20 protein-coding genes are annotated in these 21,872 nt (G+C 38.6%); 9 read left to right on the forward strand and 11 right to left on the reverse strand.

Annotated features, from left to right (window positions below; genetic code table 11):
* Positions 1-226: 226 nt before the first annotated feature.
* Both GVV19_RS04300 and GVV19_RS04305 read right to left on the reverse strand, forming a co-directional pair.
* Positions 227-1,549 (reverse strand): sensor histidine kinase, encoded by a 1,323-nt coding sequence (locus tag GVV19_RS04300; protein WP_159640712.1) that lies wholly within the window; start codon positions 1,547-1,549, stop codon positions 227-229.
* Positions 1,549-2,280, reverse strand: a complete 732-nt coding sequence (locus GVV19_RS04305; protein ID WP_159640715.1) for a LytR/AlgR family response regulator transcription factor — start codon at positions 2,278-2,280, stop codon at positions 1,549-1,551. Before GVV19_RS04305 ends, GVV19_RS04300 begins: the two co-directional genes overlap by 1 nt.
* 174 nt (positions 2,281-2,454) lie before the next feature.
* Here GVV19_RS04305 and GVV19_RS04310 point away from each other — a divergent pair, with 174 nt between their 5' ends.
* Entirely contained in the window at positions 2,455-2,769 is a 315-nt protein-coding gene (locus GVV19_RS04310; protein ID WP_159640718.1) for a hypothetical protein, read from the forward strand.
* Here the strand turns inward: GVV19_RS04310 and GVV19_RS04315 are convergent.
* Positions 2,759-3,808: an NAD(P)/FAD-dependent oxidoreductase gene (locus GVV19_RS04315; protein ID WP_159645778.1), complete on the reverse strand. Its 1,050-nt coding sequence runs from the start codon at positions 3,806-3,808 to the stop codon at positions 2,759-2,761. The genes GVV19_RS04310 and GVV19_RS04315 overlap by 11 nt on opposite strands.
* Before the next feature lie 62 nt (positions 3,809-3,870).
* Here GVV19_RS04315 and GVV19_RS04320 point away from each other — a divergent pair, with 62 nt between their 5' ends.
* Positions 3,871-6,189 (forward strand): HAD-IC family P-type ATPase, encoded by a 2,319-nt coding sequence (locus tag GVV19_RS04320; protein WP_159645781.1) that lies wholly within the window; start codon positions 3,871-3,873, stop codon positions 6,187-6,189.
* A 54-nt stretch (positions 6,190-6,243) separates the two neighbouring features.
* Here GVV19_RS04320 and GVV19_RS04325 read toward each other — a convergent pair whose 3' ends face one another.
* Both GVV19_RS04325 and nagA read right to left on the reverse strand, forming a co-directional pair.
* Entirely contained in the window at positions 6,244-6,663 is a 420-nt protein-coding gene (locus GVV19_RS04325) for a GNAT family N-acetyltransferase (protein WP_159645784.1), read from the reverse strand.
* A gap of 97 nt (positions 6,664-6,760) precedes the next feature.
* The gene (gene nagA, locus GVV19_RS04330) at positions 6,761-7,915 is read right to left on the reverse strand and encodes an N-acetylglucosamine-6-phosphate deacetylase (protein ID WP_159645787.1); all 1,155 of its coding nucleotides are present in this window, start codon (positions 7,913-7,915) and stop codon (positions 6,761-6,763) included.
* A gap of 240 nt (positions 7,916-8,155) precedes the next feature.
* Here nagA and GVV19_RS04335 point away from each other — a divergent pair, with 240 nt between their 5' ends.
* Positions 8,156-8,878: a glucosamine-6-phosphate deaminase gene (locus tag GVV19_RS04335; RefSeq protein ID WP_159635440.1), complete on the forward strand. Its 723-nt coding sequence runs from the start codon at positions 8,156-8,158 to the stop codon at positions 8,876-8,878.
* A gap of 26 nt (positions 8,879-8,904) precedes the next feature.
* Here the strand turns inward: GVV19_RS04335 and GVV19_RS04340 are convergent, their stop codons facing one another.
* Positions 8,905-9,231 carry a zinc ribbon domain-containing protein YjdM gene (locus GVV19_RS04340; protein WP_159635443.1) on the reverse strand — a complete coding sequence of 109 codons (327 nt, stop codon included), beginning with the start codon at positions 9,229-9,231 and terminating at the stop codon, positions 8,905-8,907.
* Between the two features lie 97 nt (positions 9,232-9,328).
* Between GVV19_RS04340 and GVV19_RS04345 the strand changes: the two genes are divergently transcribed.
* A complete protein-coding gene (locus GVV19_RS04345; protein WP_159640734.1) occupies positions 9,329-9,892 on the forward strand; it encodes a TetR/AcrR family transcriptional regulator in 564 nt (187 codons plus the stop codon).
* Between the two features lie 99 nt (positions 9,893-9,991).
* Complete coding sequence (locus GVV19_RS04350; RefSeq protein ID WP_159645790.1) at positions 9,992-11,863, forward strand: FtsX-like permease family protein; 1,872 nt, start codon at positions 9,992-9,994, stop codon at positions 11,861-11,863.
* 17 nt (positions 11,864-11,880) lie between these two features.
* Here GVV19_RS04350 and GVV19_RS04355 read toward each other — a convergent pair whose 3' ends face one another.
* Positions 11,881-13,656 carry a DUF885 domain-containing protein gene (locus tag GVV19_RS04355; protein WP_159645793.1) on the reverse strand — a complete coding sequence of 592 codons (1,776 nt, stop codon included), beginning with the start codon at positions 13,654-13,656 and terminating at the stop codon, positions 11,881-11,883.
* Between the two features lie 156 nt (positions 13,657-13,812).
* On the opposite strand from GVV19_RS04355, the gene GVV19_RS04360 reads away from it, so the two are divergent.
* Entirely contained in the window at positions 13,813-14,094 is a 282-nt protein-coding gene (locus GVV19_RS04360; RefSeq protein ID WP_159635455.1) for a hypothetical protein, read from the forward strand.
* Positions 14,095-14,124: 30 nt separating this feature from the next.
* Here the strand turns inward: GVV19_RS04360 and GVV19_RS04365 are convergent, their stop codons facing one another.
* Both GVV19_RS04365 and GVV19_RS04370 read right to left on the reverse strand, forming a co-directional pair.
* Positions 14,125-14,694 (reverse strand): VanZ family protein, encoded by a 570-nt coding sequence (locus GVV19_RS04365; protein WP_159645796.1) that lies wholly within the window; start codon positions 14,692-14,694, stop codon positions 14,125-14,127.
* Between the two features lie 70 nt (positions 14,695-14,764).
* The gene (locus GVV19_RS04370; RefSeq protein ID WP_159645799.1) at positions 14,765-15,943 is read right to left on the reverse strand and encodes a BaiN/RdsA family NAD(P)/FAD-dependent oxidoreductase; all 1,179 of its coding nucleotides are present in this window, start codon (positions 15,941-15,943) and stop codon (positions 14,765-14,767) included.
* A 295-nt stretch (positions 15,944-16,238) separates the two neighbouring features.
* Here GVV19_RS04370 and GVV19_RS04375 point away from each other — a divergent pair, with 295 nt between their 5' ends.
* Entirely contained in the window at positions 16,239-17,537 is a 1,299-nt protein-coding gene (locus GVV19_RS04375) for a dicarboxylate/amino acid:cation symporter (RefSeq protein WP_159645802.1), read from the forward strand.
* 34 nt (positions 17,538-17,571) lie between these two features.
* Here the strand turns inward: GVV19_RS04375 and GVV19_RS04380 are convergent, their stop codons facing one another.
* A complete protein-coding gene (locus tag GVV19_RS04380; protein WP_159645805.1) occupies positions 17,572-18,627 on the reverse strand; it encodes a zinc metalloprotease in 1,056 nt (351 codons plus the stop codon).
* An 83-nt stretch (positions 18,628-18,710) separates the two neighbouring features.
* Entirely contained in the window at positions 18,711-19,937 is a 1,227-nt protein-coding gene (locus GVV19_RS04385) for a DUF349 domain-containing protein (protein ID WP_159645808.1), read from the reverse strand.
* A gap of 289 nt (positions 19,938-20,226) precedes the next feature.
* Between GVV19_RS04385 and GVV19_RS04390 the strand changes: the two genes are divergently transcribed.
* Both GVV19_RS04390 and GVV19_RS04395 read left to right on the forward strand, forming a co-directional pair.
* Entirely contained in the window at positions 20,227-20,916 is a 690-nt protein-coding gene (locus tag GVV19_RS04390; protein ID WP_159635473.1) for a DUF969 domain-containing protein, read from the forward strand.
* A complete protein-coding gene (locus tag GVV19_RS04395) occupies positions 20,916-21,866 on the forward strand; it encodes a DUF979 domain-containing protein (protein WP_159645811.1) in 951 nt (316 codons plus the stop codon). Before GVV19_RS04390 ends, GVV19_RS04395 begins: the two co-directional genes overlap by 1 nt.
* Positions 21,867-21,872: the final 6 nt, after the last annotated feature.

The following is a 21,872-nucleotide window of genomic DNA, read 5'->3' on the forward strand; positions in this document are numbered from 1 at the left end:
AAATTTTCGTTAATATTCATGGTTTTCGATCGATTTCTTGCGAAATTTCCGTAAATCCCATGAACACTTCATTTTACCATCAATATATGCACCTTGTGTTAAGTTGTCGTAAATATTTCTGTAACAATTTAAGTATAGCATAAAAGAGCGTAAAATCTAACGCTTGCAACGCTTGAAATTGAAAAAAGCACACGATAATCATGTGCGCCTTTTTTATGTTAGTTTTTTATGCTTTTCGTGGGAAGTGCAAACGCACTTTAAAGACATCTTCTTCAGGTAGCCACGAGACCATCCCACCCTGGTTTTGCATCACTTCTTCGACAATTTTGGTTCCGATCCCGTGAAATTGCGTTTCTTCTGTTTTTGTTGTTTCGAGATTGTCTTTGACGGTGCCTGAGAAACTGTTCGCAACTTCAATATCGAGCCAATAATCGCGCAAATTACTGCGTATTTTAATGAAACGCTGTTCGTGGTCTAGGTTGAGATTCGCTTCATAGGCATTTTCTAGGACATTGTTGAAGATGCGGGCTAAATCCAAATCATCAATGATGACATTAGGATCCCAGTAAACTTTAGCTTCAAATTGAATCATCGCTTCTGCACAATAGTTTGCATATGCTTGTAAGATTGCATCAATAAATACATTGTTTGAGTATTCAACGTGAGCATCGACGCCCTTAGCCATCTGAACACCCATGTCATCCAATAGTTTGACCGCTTTTTCAGTTTCATTGTTTCGAAGCAGCATATTAACTGTGGAAAGGACTTTTTTATAGTCATGGCGAAACTTTCTAAACGTCTCCGTATACTTTTGATACGATTTATAATGACTTACTTGCGTATTAAGTTGTTGTTGAAGTACTGCTGTTTGTTTCTCATACTCTAGCATTTCCGAAATACGAACCGAGTGATTCAATGTCAACCGTGCCATCCAGACGACCATCATTGATCCTACACAATACGCCAGTGTATTCCAGCTTTCTTTTGCAGAAAAGCGTGTTCCATATGTAATAAACATAAGGTAAGATGCCAGCGAAAACTTAACGATAGTCACAAAGTTCAGTTGTGTGTGATTGTTGATTAGTTGGCGCATTCGTTTTCCACTACGATAATATTTCGACTCAAACAACAGTAATGTAATCGACATGACTGTTGAGATTAAAAATACGAGTAGATAGAAGTTGTCAGAGGCATTGATTCGATAGAGCGGAACTTGTGTAACTATTGATAAAACAGTTACTGCAAATGCCCGCATGGTAAAAAGATAAAATACGTGACTGACTGTCGCAAAGGATACCACATAAATCGGAAGGTCAACTGTAAAATAGAACGTTAACCACATCACCGCCAGGATCAGCCAAAAGGTTTCAAACATTTCCAATCCGTAGCTATGTGAGAAAATAAAAATAATTGATTGTGTCACCATCGAAATAGCTAAAAAAACATATGCATGTTTACGAAATTTACCATATTGACTGATGTCAGCTACCGACATATAGATATAGCAATAGAGTGCAATCGTAAACAATCCCAAGATTGTCAAATACATTATGCGTCCCAACTATCTGAAACGAACGCGTTGAAGGCGTCCTTAACGCTAACTTGATATGCTTTTCCGAGCGGCAATTCTTCCTCATTTGAGAGGCGAATTGTTTGGTTCTTAAACATTACAATATGTTTGAGATTTACAAGATAGGATCGATGAACCCGAACAAAGCCTTTTCCAGCTAATTTTTCGGTCAAAGAATCCATTGTTTCATAAAAGTCAAACGTTTCGTTGGTATTGTAATGGACCCGCATGACACGACGGTAAATTTCAAAATGAGAAATATCTTTAAGTGCAATTCGACGTGACTCAGATCCAAAGGAACAATCAAAAAAATCCGTAGCTTTCTTCTCAACTAAACTAATCGCGTTGTTGAATACTTCCTCAAATCGAGCATCACTCGTATCTTGTTTTACAAGATAATTAAAAGAACGCACATCAAACGCATCGAATACAAACTCAGACGATGTCGTTAAGAAGATAATTTGTGCATCAACATTGCGTTCGCGAATTCGCTTCGCAGTTTCTATACCGTTTAAGGCATCCATGTAAATATCGAGCAAGATAATATCCGGAGCATCGGTAAAACCATCCAGATGAAAAAGCAAATCTTCTCCACGGTGAAAAGTCTCTAGCTTGAGTTCAAGCATGCGTGCTTTACTGTAGCGTTTAATAAGTGCGCTATATGATTCGATAATTTCGATATCATCATCGCATAAATAGACTGTTATCATAATCCCACCTCATTTTGTTTATTATACCACGAGTTTTTACTCACAGGTACTGACAACACTCTTCTTTAAGTAAATATATTTGACATAAATTTCATCATAAATTCAAGCTGTTGTAACGGAATTTTCGACATTGCGTGATATCGTTAGACTACGTTCAGTATTTAAGGAGGACTTATGAAAAAATTATCTGTTATTTTACTCGCTTTTTTTCTTGTAAGTTGTTCGATCAATACGATCGCCCAAGATCTTCCTTCAAACCAAGAACACTTCATTGAAAACTATGCACGCCAAAAATTTTATGAATATGGTTGTAATCCGCCAGAGTATTCGAAATGGACAATTATGAAACAACAATCCACATGGGATGTAAGTTTCGATGATGCATTTTCAGGCGCACGCCAAACCATTCGCTTTGTTTGGGATGGTGAATCGGAATATGCCGAAACGACATTTGTTCAAATCGATAACCAGATTCGCTTTACACGATAGATTTAATATATTTTGTAGGACTCATTTCACTAAAATCAAATGTCGAACCCAAAATATCAGATGCTATACGATATCCAATAATCGGTCCGGTTGTCAGCCCCGATGAACCAAGTCCACTTGCTACATATACTTTTTTAGTAGTATCAATTGGGCCATAGAATGGTGCAAAGTCTGAAGTATATGCACGGGTTCCAATTCGAAAACCGGTTATATCCGCACTGGTAATCTTTGGGATATACATTTGAGCATCATGAATCAGACGCGCTTCAACATTGAGATCACGATGCGTATCAAAACCGGCTTCATTGTCATGTGATGCACCAATCACCAGCATTGTTTGGTCAAACAAGATATCAATTTCACCTTGTGGCATGATGACTGGATATGCCTTATCAATATCAAAGGCATTTTGGAGTGTTACAAGCTGTCCTTTTTGTGGTTTTACATCAAATATGTATTTTTTTTGTGCGTCGTTAATCCACGGTCCAGCAGCAACAATGATATGGTCAAATCGACCACATGTTTCAAGACGTTCAACAGTCATCTGTTCTTTAATAACAGGTATGTTTTGATCCTTCTGAAGAATTTCGATGAGACGAGCGCCGTCGATTTGTGCGCCACCTTCAATCAACAATGCATCCTCAAGCGTCACATAGTCTGGAATATAGTCTGCGAGAGCTGGTTTCTGCAATCGTTGGACATTGCCCATCGTTGGTGTTGTTTTAGCCCGCTCAAACGCAAGCTCACTCAATGCGTCCAAACGAGTCGTATGTGCAATCAATGTGCCTGTTTGTCGATAAAATGATGGATCTGACACATCACGAACAAGCGTCTTATAAAATGCCGCACCATCAGATGCTAAAGCATACCATGCTTGATGACGGCGCTGGCTCACCCATGGACAAATTATCCCCACGGCTGCTCGTGTCCCTTGTGCATAATCAGCATCATATACAACGACATCCATGCCGTTTTTCTTTAAATAGTAGGCGGCAGTCATACCGACAATACCCCCGCCAATAATTGCAATTTGTTTCATGTTATCACCCAGTGTTATTATAGTAAGTATTAAGGAACATTCCAAGTATCTAAGGAGCACCTATGACGAAATTAAAAGGACTATCAAACGAAGCCGTTCAAATGCGCATTCAGAATCACCAAGTCAATACACAACCTAAACCTGAACTGAAGACAAACAAAGATATTATCATAGGGAACATTTTCACCCTTTTCAATTTATTTAATATTGTAATCGCTATTGCATTGATAGCTGTCGGCGCTTATACCAGTATTTTCTTCATGGGCGTTATCGTCTCTAATTCTTCTATGTTCATTATCCAAGAAATACGAGCTCGAAATCTTGTTCAAAACCTTAACATCTTGGTAGCACCGCATGTCAAAGTTTTACGAGATGGTGTAATTCAAACAATTACGCCTGACGAAATTGTTTTGGATGATATCGTTTACTATGAACCCGGCAATCAAATTGCTGCAGACAGCGTCGTCTTAGAAGGTTCTGTGGAAGCCAATGAATCTCTTTTAACTGGTGAAGTCGACCCTATCGATAAATACACCGACGATACACTTTTATCCGGATCTTTCATTGTTAGCGCAACTTGCTATGCTCAGGTTGTCCATGTTGGAAGTGACAACTATGCAACCAAAGTAACGCAACAGGTATCTACGCAACGTCGCATCGCTAGCGATCTTTTAAATACCTTTACAAGTGTCACAAAACTTACTAGTTTCTTTATCATTCCCATCGGTGCACTTTTATTCATTCAAGGATTTGTCTTCCGACACGAGTCGTTATATCAAGTTGTTGTAAATACTGCATCGGCACTCCTTGGTATGCTTCCTCAAGGTTTAGTCTTATTAACAACCGTTACCTTGATGACAGCAGTTCTTAAACTCGGAAAGTCCAAAACATTAGTTCAAGATTTGTATGCAATTGAAGCTCTATCTCAAATTGACGTCTTGTGTGTCGATAAAACCGGAACCCTCACCAAAGGTGAAATGCAAGTCATTGATACATTAAATCTTGATGTTAAGTTTCAGTTTCTCATGAACCATTATGTCAACTACACTCATGATAATAATGCGACCATGCTAGCCATCAAACATTATTTTGAACCTGTTGAAACGATGCAATGTATTGATACAATTCCATTTGCTTCAGCACGCAAGTGGGCCTCGATGACGTTTGACAATCAGGAAACCCTCTTCATCGGTGCACCTGAAATATTAATGCCAAACCTAGCTTTACCCGACGTCATTCTAAATCATCGTAAACTGGGGGCACGCATTATTCTTGCAGCATCTAGCTATGAGGCACCAACCGACAAAACGCTCCCTCAATCGTTACATGCACTGGGATGGATTGTAATTGAAGATCCACTCCGGGAGGACGCACATCAAGCTATTGATTTTTTTGTAAACAATGGCGTCAATATTAAGGTAATATCCGGCGATAACATCGACACAGTTCTTGCTATCGCACAAAAAGCGGGTGTTAATACAATCCAAGGTGCTGTCGATGCATCAACCTTGACAACACCAGAGGCGTTGCACGAAGCAATATTCAAATATAATGTCATTGGACGGGCAACACCAACTCAAAAACTTGAGTTTGTAAAGATTTTACAAGAGGGGAAAAACCGTGTTGCGATGACCGGTGATGGTCTAAATGATGTACTTGCACTAAAGCAAGCAGACGTATCGATTGCTTTAGGTGAAGGTAGCGACGCAGCTCTAAACATTAGTCAAATCGTTATAATCGATGGCATGTTGTCCACCTTGGTGGACGTTGTTCGAGAAGGACGACAAACCATCAATAACATTACGCGATCTGCATCCCTTTTTTACTTACGAACAATCTTAACCATTAGTGTTGCGATTCTTGCAATCCTCATCAATGTTCGTTTCCCTTTCATTCCGTTCCAAGTAACCCTTACCAATATATTTGTTGGCGGACTCCCTTCCTTGCTGATCATGTTCGAATTGCACGATTATAAGCCAAAATATACGGTCTTAGAACATGTCGTGCTCTATGCACTTCCCAGCGCCCTTGGGATAGTCACTATGTGGTTTATTCTTGTTCTCTTTAACAAACCTTTAGGACTGGACCTTAAAGCCATCCAATCCATCATTTTCTTTGTAAATGGAATTCTCTCGATCCACCTTATTTATCGGATTTTGACACCCTTGAATCGTTTCAGAGCATTCATTCTTGCCCTGGACATTGCAGGTTTTTTAATAACGAGCATCGTAATGCATCCCTTATTAGAACTCGTGTCATTTACGCAACATCATCTTATTATTTTAGTTGTTGTCGTGCTTATTAGTATTCCCATCGTGAAACTCTACGCTCGCATCAGCAAGTTCTTCGTAACACGACACCGACTTCACCAAAGTGCATAAAAAGGGTTAGCCTGCGGCTAACCCTTTTCTTTTTATGATCAATCTTCTAAAGTCTTAGTAGGATAACTCTTTGACAAAGAAATGATCTGTTCCTGTCAATGGATAATCTTGCTTTACATAGACTTCTTTAAATCCAAATTTCGGATAAAAATCTTTACCCTGGAAACCAAATGTATTCAGAAAGAGATAACGGCACCGATGCTCGATTGCCATGCTTTCAACTTTCTCTAACAATGCTTTACCCAGTCCTTGTCCTCGTAAATTTTCGTGAATTACTAAGTATTCGATATCTACCCAATTGCCAAATATTTCGCCTGAAATGCCTCCAACAATATTCTCATCTTCATCTCTAATATAGATAGCAAATTTAGAATGTTCTAAAGTTTCAAAGTTTTGTCGATTGTATTTCCTCAGAAGATCTCTAAGTTTAATAATATCTGTCTCTTCTGGAGTGAGTGTTTTTTCAAATTTCATCAAGTATCTCCTAATTTTGGATGCTTCGCAATTAGCCCAATTTGAAATTAAAAAGTTAACCGAACGGCTAACTTTTTAATTATAGTCTGATTGGAGGCTATTTTTGGTATCCTACAACACCACGGCAAATTGTTGTTTCAACATTAATGTCGTTATCAACAATAACAATATCAGCATCTTTACCGATTGCGATACTTCCTTTACGTCCAAAGATTTCAAGGTGTTTTGCGGCATTTTCCGAAGAAATTTTCACCAAGTCACGCATACTTGCGCCGGTAAAATGTTTAAAGTTACGAACAACGAAGTCCATTTCAGCAACTGAACCTGCGAGCGATCCTGTAGCGATACGGCATTCTTTTCCAACTTTAATAACTTCTTGACCACCAAGATCATAATTACCATCTGGAAGTCCCTTAGCACGCATCGCATCCGTAATTGCAATAACATTGTCTACACCTTTAATTTCATATGTTGCCTTAACAACATCTGGGTGTAAGTGAATACCATCCACAATTAATTCTGCTTTTAATTCTGGTCGTAAGAATCCAGCAGTTACTGCTCCTGGTTCACGGTGATGGTGTGGTTTCATCGCATTGTGGAAGTGTGTTAAGTTTGAAAGTCCATTAGGAATTTCATCAATTATTTGTTGATAATTTGAATCTGTATGTCCAGCCGAAGGAACAACCCCTTTTGAACGTAGGTAATCTGTAAAACCTGGCGCTGCTTCTTCAGGTGCATAGGTAATTAACTTGATGCGTCCTTTTGCGACATTCCAGAATGTATCAAAATACTCTGTCGTTGGTTTTAAAACAAAGGCAGGGTTTTGTGCCCCAACATGTTTTTTCGAAATAAAGGGTCCTTCGAGGTGAATCCCTACGATTTCAGCTTGTCCTGGTTTGTTGGTATTATCCATAAACTCTACAATTGCACCCAATGCTGTCGATACAGCTTCAATTGATTGCGTCATTGTTGTAGCAAGATATGACGTTGTTCCTTCTTTTGGAAGGAATGTTGCGATATTTAGTAAACCTGCTTGATCAGCGTCCATATGGTCAGCACCATTTGCACCATGAATGTGTTGGTCAATAAATCCTGGCAAGACATTGAGTCCCTTCGCATCGATGACATCACCGTCTAATTTCGGTGCATTTTCCATCATACCAAGTTCGACGATACGGTCCTCTTCAGTACGAATAAAACCGTTCTCGATAACACGGTCTTCTAAATAAATTTTCCCATTAATGATTAACATAAATTGCCTCCTTATGTATACATGTATAATTATAGCACTTTTTTTATCACGCGTTCGTATAAACACAGGCACATTCTAGGGATATTCTTATGTTTTTCAACAATTTAGAGTATCTTAAATATTTTTTTCATACATTCAAATTTAATTAAAAAAGACTATCCGATGTTTCCGAGAAAACAAGTTTGATTTTAATGTGGAGTAGTCTATAATAATACTGAATGAAAGTGAGAGGGAATTACAATGAAATTATTTGTTGTTAAAGATAACCAAGAAGGAGCAGAACTTGGTTACAACATCATTCGTGAAGCGTTAGTTAGCGGAAACTTAAACGTCTTTGGATTGGCTACTGGAAGTACACCAATTTCTTTATACGATCGCATTACTGCAAGTGACTTAGATTTCACAAATGTGGTATCCATTAACTTGGATGAATACATCGGTATTGGTGCTGATCATATCCAAAGCTATAACTACTTCATGAATAAACATTTATTTGGTAAAAAACCATTTAAAGCTAATTATTTGCCAAATGGCTTGGAAGAAGATGCAGCTAAAGAATGCGCACGTTACGACCAAATCATCGCTGAAAATCCAATTGATATCCAAATCTTAGGAATTGGCGAAAATGGTCATATCGGTTTCAATGAGCCAGGAGCATCATTTGATTCATTGACAGAAAAAGTTGCATTAACTGAAAGTACAATTATTGCAAATTCACGTATGTTTGATTCAATTGACGAAGTACCTAAATTTGCATACTCAATGGGTATCAAATCCATCATGACTGCAAAAACAATTATCTTGTTTGCATATGGTGAAAAGAAAGCTGATGCTATCTATAAAATGATGGAGGAAGCACCAACAGAAGCGCTTCCAGCAAGTGCTTTACAAAATCATGATAACGTAATCGTCATCGTTGATGAACAAGCAGCTTCAAAACTTGACGTTACAAAACATCAATAAAAAAAGTTCCGCAAGGAACCTTTTTTTTATGCTTTCTTTACAAATTCAGATTTGAGACTCATCGCACCAAAACCTTCGATTCGGCAATCAATATTATGGTCACCTTCTACAAGCTTGATGTTTTTCACTTTTGTCCCTTGTTTTAAAGGAGCAGACGCGCCTTTAACTTTTAAATCTTTGATGATTATTATTGAATCACCGTCATTAAGAATGGATCCATGAGCATCACGGATAACATCTTCAGCCACTGCTTCATTCTCAGACCACTCGTGAGCACACATTGGGCAAACAAACATGCCACGATCCTCATACGTATAGTTTTCATTACACTGTGGGCAACTTGGATATGTCATTGATAATCTCCTTTACGCTTTAAGTATACAGTAACCGTTTTATTTGACAAGTTTTCGAATGAGTTCTATAATGAACAAAGTTCAGGATGGTGATTTTATGAAGAAAAGTACAATTAGTAAACAAGCCCTTATCGATGTCGCGCGTCACATTGTTTTTACCGATGGTTTGGATGCATTAAGTATCCGTCGCGTTGCTAAAGACGCTGATGTTTCAGTTGGTTCTGTTTACAATTACTTTGAATCTAAAAATGATCTAACGATCGAAGTTATCAATGAATTTTGGGATAAGGTTATGATTGGTGATCTCAAAAACATTAGTGCACATGATCGTTATACGACGATGCTTAAAGAATCGTTCAAAAAAGCTTCTTATCATGCCCGTATCTACCATTCTATTTTCATCGGCTATTATCGTACGATTTCTGAAGACGATCGAAAACGTACGATTGAAACACACCACCGTAACCTGAAAGCAATCGAAGATGTATTCAAGCAATCTCTCGATTCTGATGCATACCAAAATCCAGCAATTTGGAATGAGAACTTTACTAAAGAAAAGTTTAATGCTTTTGTCGTTCGTAATTTCTTAGAATCCCTGCGTCATGGTGACGAAGATATTGACTTCTTAATTGAACTTATAAGCCACACTCTTTACAAATAACCTGAATGGTTCATCTTACAATAGTGTAAGCAAGTTGTACGATAGTTCGCTCATTGATTCAACGATATTCTCGTATCATAGGATACAGGAGGACATCTCATGACATCTTATCTAAAACTTGCTTTTCGTAATGTCAAAAAGAGCTATAAAGACTATAGCCTTTATTTCTTAACACTCACTTTTTCCGTGGTTTTGCTTTACTTACTGCGGTCGTTTGAAATGCAATCGAGCATTCTTGAACTCGACCCATCGCAAGGAACTGCGATTGCTTCTTTGATCATGGTTTTGAACACAATGTCTGTGATTATTAGTGTTGTTTTTGCGCTGTTAATCATCTATGCCAATCAGTTTCTAATTCGACGACGAAAACAAGAATTGGGTTTATACACTTTGATGGGCATGCCTTTTCGAAAAATACGTATCATTCTGTTCTTTGAAACATTAATCGCGGCACTTGCCTCTTTGGTCGTTGGATTTACGATTGGTATCGTCTTATCACAAGTGATGGCCATGTTTAGTGCTTCCATTCTGAGCGTTAATGCAGCTTACACATTTATTGTTTCAGTGCCCGCACTTTTATCTACAACTCTAATCTTCAGTGCAATTTACACTGTTGTTATTGGTTTTAATACACTGATCCTCGGTCGTTTTACTTTACTCGATATGTTGACAGCACATCGCCAAAATGAATCAATCAAAGCACCACGCACTCGCACAACAGTGCTCTTGCTAATCCTTGGTGTATCATGTATTGCTTACGCATACACCGTCTCGTTACAACCTTATGGTATCTTAAATCAGATGGTGTCAGTAATCGTTGTCGGGGCGATTGGTACCTTATTGCTCTTCAAAGCCTTGTCCGGCTTCCTTCTACAGAGTGTGCAGCGTTTCGAAAATCACTACTACTCAGGTTTAAATGCCTTCAATTTTCGACAACTTTCATCAAAAATTAGTACAACATATCGTTCGATGAGTGTCATATGTCTTATGCTTCTAACTGCAATAACCGCATTGGTCACCGCATTCAATTTGAATAATGTACTCGCACAATTCAAGGATTCAATGATTGTCTACGATATCGCAGCAACACATACACAGCCCTTCGATCTCAACGGTATTGAAACCTCCCAAATAAAAGAAAGCTATCAGTTTTATGTTCTTAATGGTAATGCATCAGACGCCGTAATTTATCCTGTAATATTTATTGCTCAACATGACGCAAACCAAAGTTTAAGACGTGATCACCAGCAACCTATTCAACTCCTAGATAATCAGTTTGCATTCTACAAACACCCCAATTTACCAATAGAAACACCTGACTTCAGTGAATATGGATTAACAGACTCCGTCACAACTACCGTTTCAGATTTAAGATTAACGAACAGTGCTTTGATGAACTCACTTAAAATTGTTGTGAGTGATGCAACATTCAAGCAACTCGAATCCCACCTCAAACCTACATACTACACCAACATCAATACCCACGATTCACAATCAATTGCTCCCCTGCAAGATAATCTATCTACACACGTTCCCGCTGGAACGCAACTTGTTTCAGCACGTGATGTCGAACTAGAAATGGCCGGTACCGAACTTCTATTTACCTACCTTGGTTTCTACATTGGTGCAGTCTTCTTAATCTGTAGTTGCGTGTTATTGGCACTCCAACAACTTTCTGAGGCAAGTGATAATATTCATCGTTACAGCATACTTAGCAAAATCGGTGTTGAAGAGTCTTTAAAACTACAGTCAATTACCACTCAACTCAGTCTTTATTTTGCCTTACCTTTGATTATTGCGATGATGCATGCTGTTGTTGGCATCAAAGCCGCCAATCTTACCCTATCTCTTGGTGGTTTAGCGCCTTCTAGTCCTTTAATTGCTATCATCGTTACCCTTGGCTTTATTGTCGCATATGGTTTATATGGATTCACAACGCTAAAATCTGTTCAACGCATTGTCTTACAATAAAAAAAGTGAGTATTATCTCACTTTTTCTTTGTTTTAATATATGCTTGCATTTGTTGTTCCATGATATCCATGGAAGCAGCACCACTATCAAGCAACACTTTGTGGAATTCAACTTCGGAATACTGTGAACCTAAGGCATCTTTCGTTGTCTTCTTAAGATCTCTAATATAAAGATTGCTTAAATAATATGTTGGGTAAACTGCAGGTGTTTGGATTATTTGGTAATAGAATGACTCTAACCCTGCTTCATCTAACGTGAAGAAATCAGACATGTATGTACCAAATTGTTCCATAGTCCAACCTTCGTAATGAACGCCAATGTCTGCTCGAATATGTATTGTTTCAATTAGTGTCATGTAGGCATTGTAAAACTCTTCGAATTTTTCATCATGTACATATTTTACTGCGAGTTTTTCAGCATAATTAGCCCAACCCTCAGCGCTATTTGATGGCGAAATTAGTGATCGAATTGGATGCATGTCTTTCAATGTCTTGAAGTAACTGAATTGATACATGTGTCCTGGAATCCCTTCATGAGCATATGTTGTGTAGAGACTGTTATCAAACTCTCCGTTAATATAGATAACCTGTGCCTCTTCTCCAGTGTAGTCAACTGGTGGTGAGAAGTAAAACGCAGGGGCTGACGATTCAGAAATCGAAGGATGCACCTTACGCAGTTCATAGAATGGCATTGGGATCATAGGGAAATCTTCCCCAAACGATGCATGAATATCTTCTAAAAGGGCTTCACCATTTTCATAATTTCCAAACGATTCAGCCATCATGAGTTCCATATAACGATCACGTTCTTCAGTTGTATACTCATTTGATAAATATAAGGTTTCAACAGCTGCTTGTTGCGATTTTTCGGTAAAACGTAAAATTTCTTTAACGGTCGATCGTTTTCCAGTCTCTTGTTGTAGGAGTTCTTCGTAGAATGCCTTACCATTGGGACGCGTGCTCATTCCCGCTAAAGTTGTATCTGTAACTTGGATGGCCCCTAGTTCCGTTGCCATCATTTGGTAACTTTCATAAAGTTGCTTGGAAATTAAAGCCTGACTTCTTGCCTTTGCAGTTTCTTTTTGCGACGCATCTAAGAATGTAGCACCATCAATTTTCTCATTCATATATGCAATTAAGTAGTAGTCTGGTTGTGCAATTTGCTGAGCCGTCACATCACTTACTCGAGCCATTTCAGTTAATTCATACTGAGTAAATCCTGTTGAACGTGTTTGTCGGTCTCTTTCCAACTGAATAAATTTTGAAATCGTTTCTGGCAACGATTCCAACAATGTAAAGTATCCTTTTAAATCTTGTTCTGTTCTAAATTCGTAAATTTCAAGATATGCCGGGAATGAACCCATCAAGTTACGACTGTAGCCAAGGACAGACGATCCGACACTGAAATCGTAATAGTCTTGTAACGCAACAATATCTTCAAGATGTTGAACAATTACTTTTTTATCAAGTTGTTGCTGTGGTGATAGCGTTGCATCATCAAAGCCCTTCACTTCGTCCAATACGTCTTTGGATGTTTTTGCTGCTTCCTTATAGTCTTCTTCACTTACAAAATCCATTTTGTAATCTTTACTTTCGATGCCGTATGTTGCTGGATTTTCAAACATTAGATTGATTGAAAAGTCCTCTGGATCTATAAACTCCGGCAAGAGTTCATCTAGGTATGTTGTGAATTCTGCATTGGGCGTATCCGTACCGTCAACATTCTTAGGTTTTGTCGTACAGCCCGTTAAAACTAAGAGTGCAATTAATGCACTGATCAATATTTTTTTCATAGTCCCTCCCACTATTTTCTAATACTATCCTACCATGTTTGGACCAGCCTTGAGAAGTTTTCCACAGTTTTTATTTCGTCGCGGACATTTTTAAATTATTTGTATGGAAAGTGCTTTCCGACTTCGCTATAATGTCCTTAATAGGAGGGGCTTATTATGGAATTTTTCCAAGTGAATTTGATTATGCTTGTTGTCGCAATTTTATTCTTTGTGGGGGCGTATTACTTAGATGCGAAAACAAAATTTATCGAAAAAGTATTTAAAACAACACCCAAGCAGTTTTATATTATTACAGGAGTTCTTGCACTTGTAATCTTGATTATGAACTATATTGCAATTAGCGTATTTGGTTCATGGCAATCATTGATTATCACATCTGCTGCGATTGCGATTGCAATCTTAATTGTTATTAAACTTTACCAATCACGCAAAGCATAAAAAATGTTGGATTTAATCTCCAACATTTTTTTATTTTTCTTTGGTCAACTTTCGGCTACGCACCACAAGAATCCATAGACCATAACCTATTAGTCCACCAAGCGTATTCATGATGAGATCATCAACATCGAAGATGCGAACATTAAAGCCATAATACATTCCCGCTAATTGAAGTAGCTCAATCGTTAACGTAAATGCGATGACAAATCCCATCGTTTTTATGAAAGGTTTATTTTGATCTTTAAGATAACGTCCCATGAGAAAGCCAATGGGCACAAAAATAGCAACGTTCAAAAAATTTTCGAGAAGGTATCGTGGTTGAAAATCAACCCACAAGTTCCAATACAAATTGTTCAAAGGCTTCACATTGTAGCGGAAACGATGCGCTTCAAGTACATGGAGTTGTGCTTCTTTACCCCATGGAAATGGAAACTGCGTAACATCAAACACAAGTAAGACATAAAGCAGTAGTATCGAACCAGTTATTTTTTGAGACGTATTTTTGCGACGTAAAATCGTAAAATACACGATAAGGTAAAGTGGTATATAGATGAGGATTCCGGTTGGAATCCAACCTGGACCACTGTGTCGTCCAAACATAATGCTCTCCTTTTTTCAGTGTTAAAACTATACCATAACCCAATGCAGTCCTTGCGAAAAGTTCGTGAAACTATGCTTCGATGTTTAATGCATATTTACCTGCGGTAAATCCTGTAGCAAAGGCAGACGTAATATTGAATCCACCAGTGAACGCATTATAATCTAGCAACTCACCAATACATGAGATATGCGGATCTAGTTTTGATTTTAGTGTTTTTGGATTGATTTCTTTTAATGATATGCCGCCGTTTGTTACGAATGCATGAGAGAAACCTCGAGTTTCGTACGTAGTCATTGGGAAACGTTTAAGATAGTCAATTATCATATTTTTGTTACTTGCTTGCTCTTTGATAAACGCTAACAGTCGTTTGGGTACGCCCGATTCAAGCGCATACGCTTCAATATCTTCTGCTTGCATTAGTGTATCGATACTCACATCTTTCAAAAAATCAATCGTCAGCCGTACAGGTGTCTCTTTTTCAAGGACTTGCTGTACATAAAAACTTCCCCGAAGGGCTGCTGGCCCTGATAAACCAAAATGTGTAAAGAGTAAATCATGAGTAATTGCTTTCTTAATCTTTTTGCCTTGATGAACGTTTAAAACAACATCATGAAAGGATAAGCCTTGAAGTGCTTTTTCTTGGATGAAGACATCATTTGAAACGAGCGGTACCTCTGCCGGCAACAATTCTGTAATCGTATGACCAAATGAGGATGCAAGGACATAGCCATTTCCATCTGAACCTGTACCAGATAAAGAACGACTTCCCGTTGCTAAGATGAGAGCATCATAGGGGACATCTTTACCATTCACAGTTACAATACGTGCATGAGAGTCAAGGCTTTCTACATAACTGTGCAGTCGAATATCTACCCCCAATGCTTCTAATCGTGATTGTAAAGCATCAACGATTGAGTGTGATTTGTTCGATGCAGGAAACATCCGTTCGTGATCTTCCTTTTTTAATGGGCACCCGTTCGCTTCAAAAAAAGCTTGAATGTCTTGGGGATTAAAGTTGGTGAGTGCACTATTTAAGAATTTTCCATTTTTCGGGACATATTTTATTACTTCTTGAATATCGACATCTGCCGTAACGTTGCATCGGCCGCCGCCTGTCAACCGTAATTTTTTTCCCAAACGTTCATTACGCTCAAGTAAAATTACATTTGCTTCTGGCCAATGTTCTTTAGATGATATTGCTGCCATCATTCCTGATGGACCGCCTCCAATTACAATAATTTGTTTCATACAAGTTCTCCTTATTGTGGCTATTATAGCAAACTTCGTTTTGAAGAGTAAATGTGTTGACAACTTTCGATACATTCTATATGATTACATCGAAACATGTATCACATATATGTTTAATATGTTTTACGCATAAAGGGGATCAAAATGGAAATTCTATGCTGCTGTACATTTTCAAACTATAACGGGAACACGAAAGTGTAATTTTTTGCATGGCACATTTAATCTCTTGCACAGATAAGAGAATTCTTGAGATGTCATACGACATCTTTTTTTATAAGGAGGAGAGAATTTTATTATGTCTACATACTTACCATGGATTGCATTCGCGACGACGCTCGTGGTGTTTGCATTTCTTCAACATTTGCGTAAGAAACGTGTGAATTTCGGGCTTCGCACGATTATTGCGATGGGCTTTGGATTGGTGATTGGATTTGTATTTCAAGGGAATACACAATACGTCACACCCTTTGGAACAATCTTTACACAATTAATTTATGCAATTGTGGCGCCATTACTATTCTTCAGCATTATTTCAAGTATCGCGTCACTTAACAGTATTACCCGTCTTAAAACACTCGGTTTCCGATCAGTATTTTGGTTACTGCTTAATACATTGATTGCAAGTACAATTACATTAATTGTTGCTACGAGCCTCAAACTTGGTTCTGGGTTTACCATTTCATTGCCAACAGATTATGTTGCCCGTGAAGTTCCAACCTTTATAGATACAATTGTTGGATTTTTCCCAAGTAACTTGGTCAATCATGTTGCAAAGAATCAAATCATTCCGATTATTATTTTCTCGGTAATGGTCGGTGTGGCTTTGGTCAAATTTAATACCAAAGATCATGAGGGCGCAAGTCCAATGATTCAATTCTTTGAATCTGCTAACAAACTTACATATCGCGTTGTTAAATCAATTATCGCACTAACACCATTCGCTGTTGTTGCTTATATTGCGAACGTTCCCACACGTGATGGTGGAAAAGACCTTGCATCATTTGCAATGATTATTGTGATTGCCTATGCGATTAGTTTCTTCCAAGCCTTTGTTGTTCACGGTACATTAATTAGTGTATTCGCAAAAATGAATCCAATTCGTTTCTTTAAAGCAATTTGGCCTGCTCAAGTGGTTGCCTTTACATCACAAAGCAGTATTGGAACGGTTCCAGTCGTCATCGAACAAGTCACAACGAAACTTGGTGTCAAAGATGATATCGCAGGATTTGTTGCCGGACTGGGAGCCAATGTCGGTATGCCAGCATGTACTGGAATGTGGCCAGTTTTACTCGCCGTATTTAGTATTAACGCCTTAGGCATTCCATTCACTACACAACAATACTTATTATTAATTGTTTATACAGTTGTTGTTGGTTTGGGAACAGCCGGAGTTCCTGGAACTGCAACAATCGCAGCAACTGCCGTACTAACAGCTGCTGGACTACCTATTGAGATTATCTTTGTCTTGTCACCTATTTCGGCTATTGTCGATATGGCACGTACAATGGCAAACGTTACAGGATCAGCAACAGCAACCGTAATCGTGGCAACACGAGAAGGCGCAATCGAAGAACCTGTTCAAGCCGCTTCATAAAAAGAACCCCAGTTGCAAAGCAACTTGGGGTTTTTTAATAATTTTGAATCAGTATTTCCGCTTCCGTTACATTTCCAACATAAGGATATGTCTTACGCATCCTTTTTAAGGTCGCAAGTGCCTGTGTTCGCGCCGCTTCAGTACCTTTTACTTTTAGATACTGATAGACAATGACTTCAGGTGTATGCTTCATCCCTTTTAAGATAATTTCCAATTCTCGACTTGCGGTTGGTATCGTATCCGTAGCGAGCATTTGTTGTGTGTGATACTCCAAGTCAATTGCACCTTTGAGTACAGGTATATACGGAAGATCATCAGTTACCAAATCATCATAATACGCTAACTTTTGAAGTGGCGTTAGACTGCGTGCCGATGCAAACACTGCATTCACATATGCATTCATCGTTAAGCCATCTTTCACATCTTGTTTATCAAACAAAGGCACGAATCGTTTGTCAATTGTATTGAGTGTTTCACCTGCAACAAATAGCTCATTTTGCTTGAGCACGTACCACAATGCCTCGCGCGCTTTGGGATTCGCTTTTATGGCTGCCAAATTGCTACCATCAGATGTACCATTCTTCATTGGAACACTATTCATAATCGCTAGAAATAGTCCCATAATGATAAATATAGTTGCGACATACTTCACCATTAGACTTGAGAAACTAAGGAAAATAAGTAGGGCGATAAAGCTCGCAAAACCATTAAAGATAACACCACCCCAGTTATACATTGCATACGGATATGTTTCTGGAAGTCCAGATGGACTCATTAAACACTGACCACCAGTTCCCGGAATTTGATAGCGTTTGTAGCTGTAAACGCCCTTTGACTTTTGGAGCATATGGCTTCCGACACGATACGACACGAAGTCATAGCCACTGAGCTTACCAAACACTAGATGACCCAACTCATGAATGAGAATATGAATCAAGACGCTGATTATCACAGTAATAACGCCAACGCCTAATAAAAGCCAAATTGAAAAATTGGCTTCAGCGGCAAGATAACCAATCATTAAGCCACCATACAAACCAAGCCCAATAAGTACAAGATATAGTAAAACCATTTTAAGAATTTTCTTCATAGGTCACCTCTGCAATTATTAAACCACACTTTCATACTAAAAGGGTATATTTCCGCGGAAATATACCCTTTATGTTTTTAAGATTAGAAGCGGTTAAGTTGGCTGTCTAACTTATTGTATTCTTGTGTGTACTCGTCGAGTTTTTGATTGTTATCGGCAAGTGTTTGTTTTAATGCAACAACTTCTTCACGAATTGCATCGGAGTCATTACTTGCAAGTTGACCTTCAAGACTTGAAAGTTTTGCTTCAATTTTGTCATTGATACTTTCAAGTGCCGAGATACGTGCATCTAGATCTTCGATTTGATTTTCTGCATCCGCTATTGTTGCTTCACGACGGTTTTGTTCACGGTTTTTGAAGCGATCGTAGAAATCATCTTGAATTGCGCGGAATTCGTTCCACAACTTCTCTTCAAATTCACGACCACTGTGACCTGCTTGTTTCCACTCTTCAAACATTGCTTCCATTTCGGAACGTTGTGTTGCATCATGGAACGACTGTACCAATGCTTCTGCACGTGTAATGATAGCTTCTTTGGCTTTGCGAGCTTCACCTTGTGTTTCACGCATTTCGTCAAAGAAGACGCGTTGTTGTTGGTAGAAATACTGACGAGCAGTATTGAAACGTTCCCAGAGTTCATCTTCGAATTCACGTCCAGCAAATCCTGCTTGTTTCCAACGTGTCATCAAGTTACGCATATCTGTGGATGTTTTCTTCCAGTCTGTTGAATCTTTTAATGCTTCTGCTTCAACGATTAATTGTTCTTTCAATGCACGGGTATCTTTACGATCTTCTGTAAGTTGATCGTAATGTTTACTGCGCTTATCGAAGAAATGGTCATTGATAGCACGGAATTTCTCCCATAAATCCTGATCAATATCTTGCCCCGCAAATCCAGCTTCTTTCCATTCGTTTTGCAACTCCTGTAAATAAGTGGAAGTCTTGTTCCAGTCTGTTGAATCTTTGACCTTATCAGCTTTTTCAATCAGTTCATGTTTGATAGATTGAGCTTCTTCAAGACGCTCTTGGCGCGTTTCGTAACGATGAATTGCTTGGGTGAAGCGCGTTTCAAGGGCAGCATCAATGCCTTCCTCTGATAGCGAATCCCATTCACGCTTAATGAATTCCAGTTTCTCATCGTCACCTGTATTCATAATACTGTAAACTTCGGAAATCAATTGGTTTTGGCGTGACTCTTCTACAGAAGCAAGACTTTCCCAACCAAAATCATTGCGTGAGTAACTTGGTTGTTTTGTTTCTTCTTCTTTGTCTTCGACCTGAGTCAATTTTTCTTCGTTAATAATAAACACCTCTTTCTCTAATCACTACTTCTTATTTTAGCATAATTCAGCCGATATGTAATGTTTGATGTATTTTTGGTCAAGTTTTTCTTTGAAAGTCTCTTCACATTCCCTCGTATATGAATTCTATATAATAATGTTAAGGAATATATAGGAACCGTTATTCTTTTAGTATTTGTTTCAGACTTTTTCATAAATTATTTCATAGAATAACATAATCTTACATAATCCGGTTGTAAGAAACCCAAATACTAGATATAATTAACCAATGATAAATAGAATATAAAGGAGAAAAAGCATGGCAGATGTTAATTTATGGCTCCTTGTTGGAATCGGTATTATTATTGTCGGTTTCGCAATGAAGCTTGATTCAATTGCAGTCGTTCTTGTCGCTGCAGTCGTAACTGCATTAATTGGTGGCATGAATTTTATGGAAATTCTCGAGACGCTTGGTTCTCAATTTGTGAGAAACCGCGGTATGAGTATTTTCATTCTCACCTTACCTGTTGTCGGTATGAGTGAGCGATACGGATTACGTGAGCAAGCAGTTGCTCTAATCCAACGCATGAGCGCACTAACCGCTGGACGTGTTATTTGGTTATACCAAGTTATTCGTCAAACAGCCGCAGCCTTATCGTTACGTTTAGGAGGGCATCCACAGTTCATTCGTCCATTAATTCATCCAATGGCTGAAGGGGCAGCAATCGCCGATCGGGGTGGCGTACCGCTCAATGATGTGGAAGCAGACACCGTTAAAGGTGCAGCAGCCGCAGCAGAAAACTATGGTAACTTCTTCGGGCAAAACTTATTCCCTGCAAGTAGTGGTGTTAACTTAATTGTTTCGACCCTTACAGATGCAGGTATTCACGGCGTATCCAATGCTGGAATTTCAGCATGGTCCATGCCAGTCTTCATAAGCGCAATTTTACTTGGTGGTGTTCAAATGGCGCTCCTTGATCGTAAAATTAAATCAGGAGGTAAGAAATAATGGATTTTTGGGCACTCTTTTTAGAAATGTGGTATATCCTTATTGGGTTTATACTCTTCGCTACAGCAATTAACGTATACCGTTCAACAGATGATGTTCGTCGTTACGGTGCATTTAGTTTCTGGACTATCTTAGCTGTTCTCTTTATTTTTGGACCTAAAATTCCAAATGCAATCAATGGAATTCTTGTCTTATCACTTGGTGTCTTCTCAATTACAAAATCTGTAAATGTTGGAGATATCGAACAAATTGCTCAATCATTTCGTGATGAACAATCTGGACGTATTGGTACTTTAATTTTCTTACCATCCGTAATGATTGCTGTTGGCGCCTTTGCACTGTCAACATTATTACCGATGATTGCACCAAGTACAGTATCCGCTGGTAACCTCGGCTATATCGCGATTGGTCTTTCAGCAGCCATCGGGTTGGCAACAGTCTTCATTATAACAAAAGCACCAATTAAGACTGCCGCAGCTGATGGAACACGCTTAATGCGTACCATGGGTTCGACAGCAATCCTTCCTCAACTCTTAGGTGCCCTTGGTGTTGTCTTTACATCAGCAGGTGTTGGGGATTTAATCGGAACACTTCTTGGTGGTGTCATTCCACAAGGAAATGCATTTTTAGGCGTCATTGCATATTGTGTTGGGATGGCCCTCTTCACAATGATTATGGGAAATGCTTTCGCAGCATTTACAGTTATTACTGCTGGAATTGGAATTCCTTTCGTCTTTGCAGCTGGTGGTGATCCAATCATCGCAAGTGCAATTGCCATGACTGCTGGGTTCTGTGGAACACTCCTAACTCCAATGGCAGCAAACTTTAATATTCTTTCCGCAACACTGTTAGAAACAAAAAATGAGTATTCTGTTATCAAGTTCCAAGCACCATTTGCTATAATACTATTGGTAGTACATATTTTCCTTATGTATTTCTTAGCATTCTAGAGGAGG

The sequence above is a fragment of the Erysipelothrix anatis genome (assembly GCF_009828745.1).
GTDB lineage: Bacteria > Bacillota_I > Bacilli_A > Erysipelotrichales > Erysipelotrichaceae > Erysipelothrix > Erysipelothrix anatis.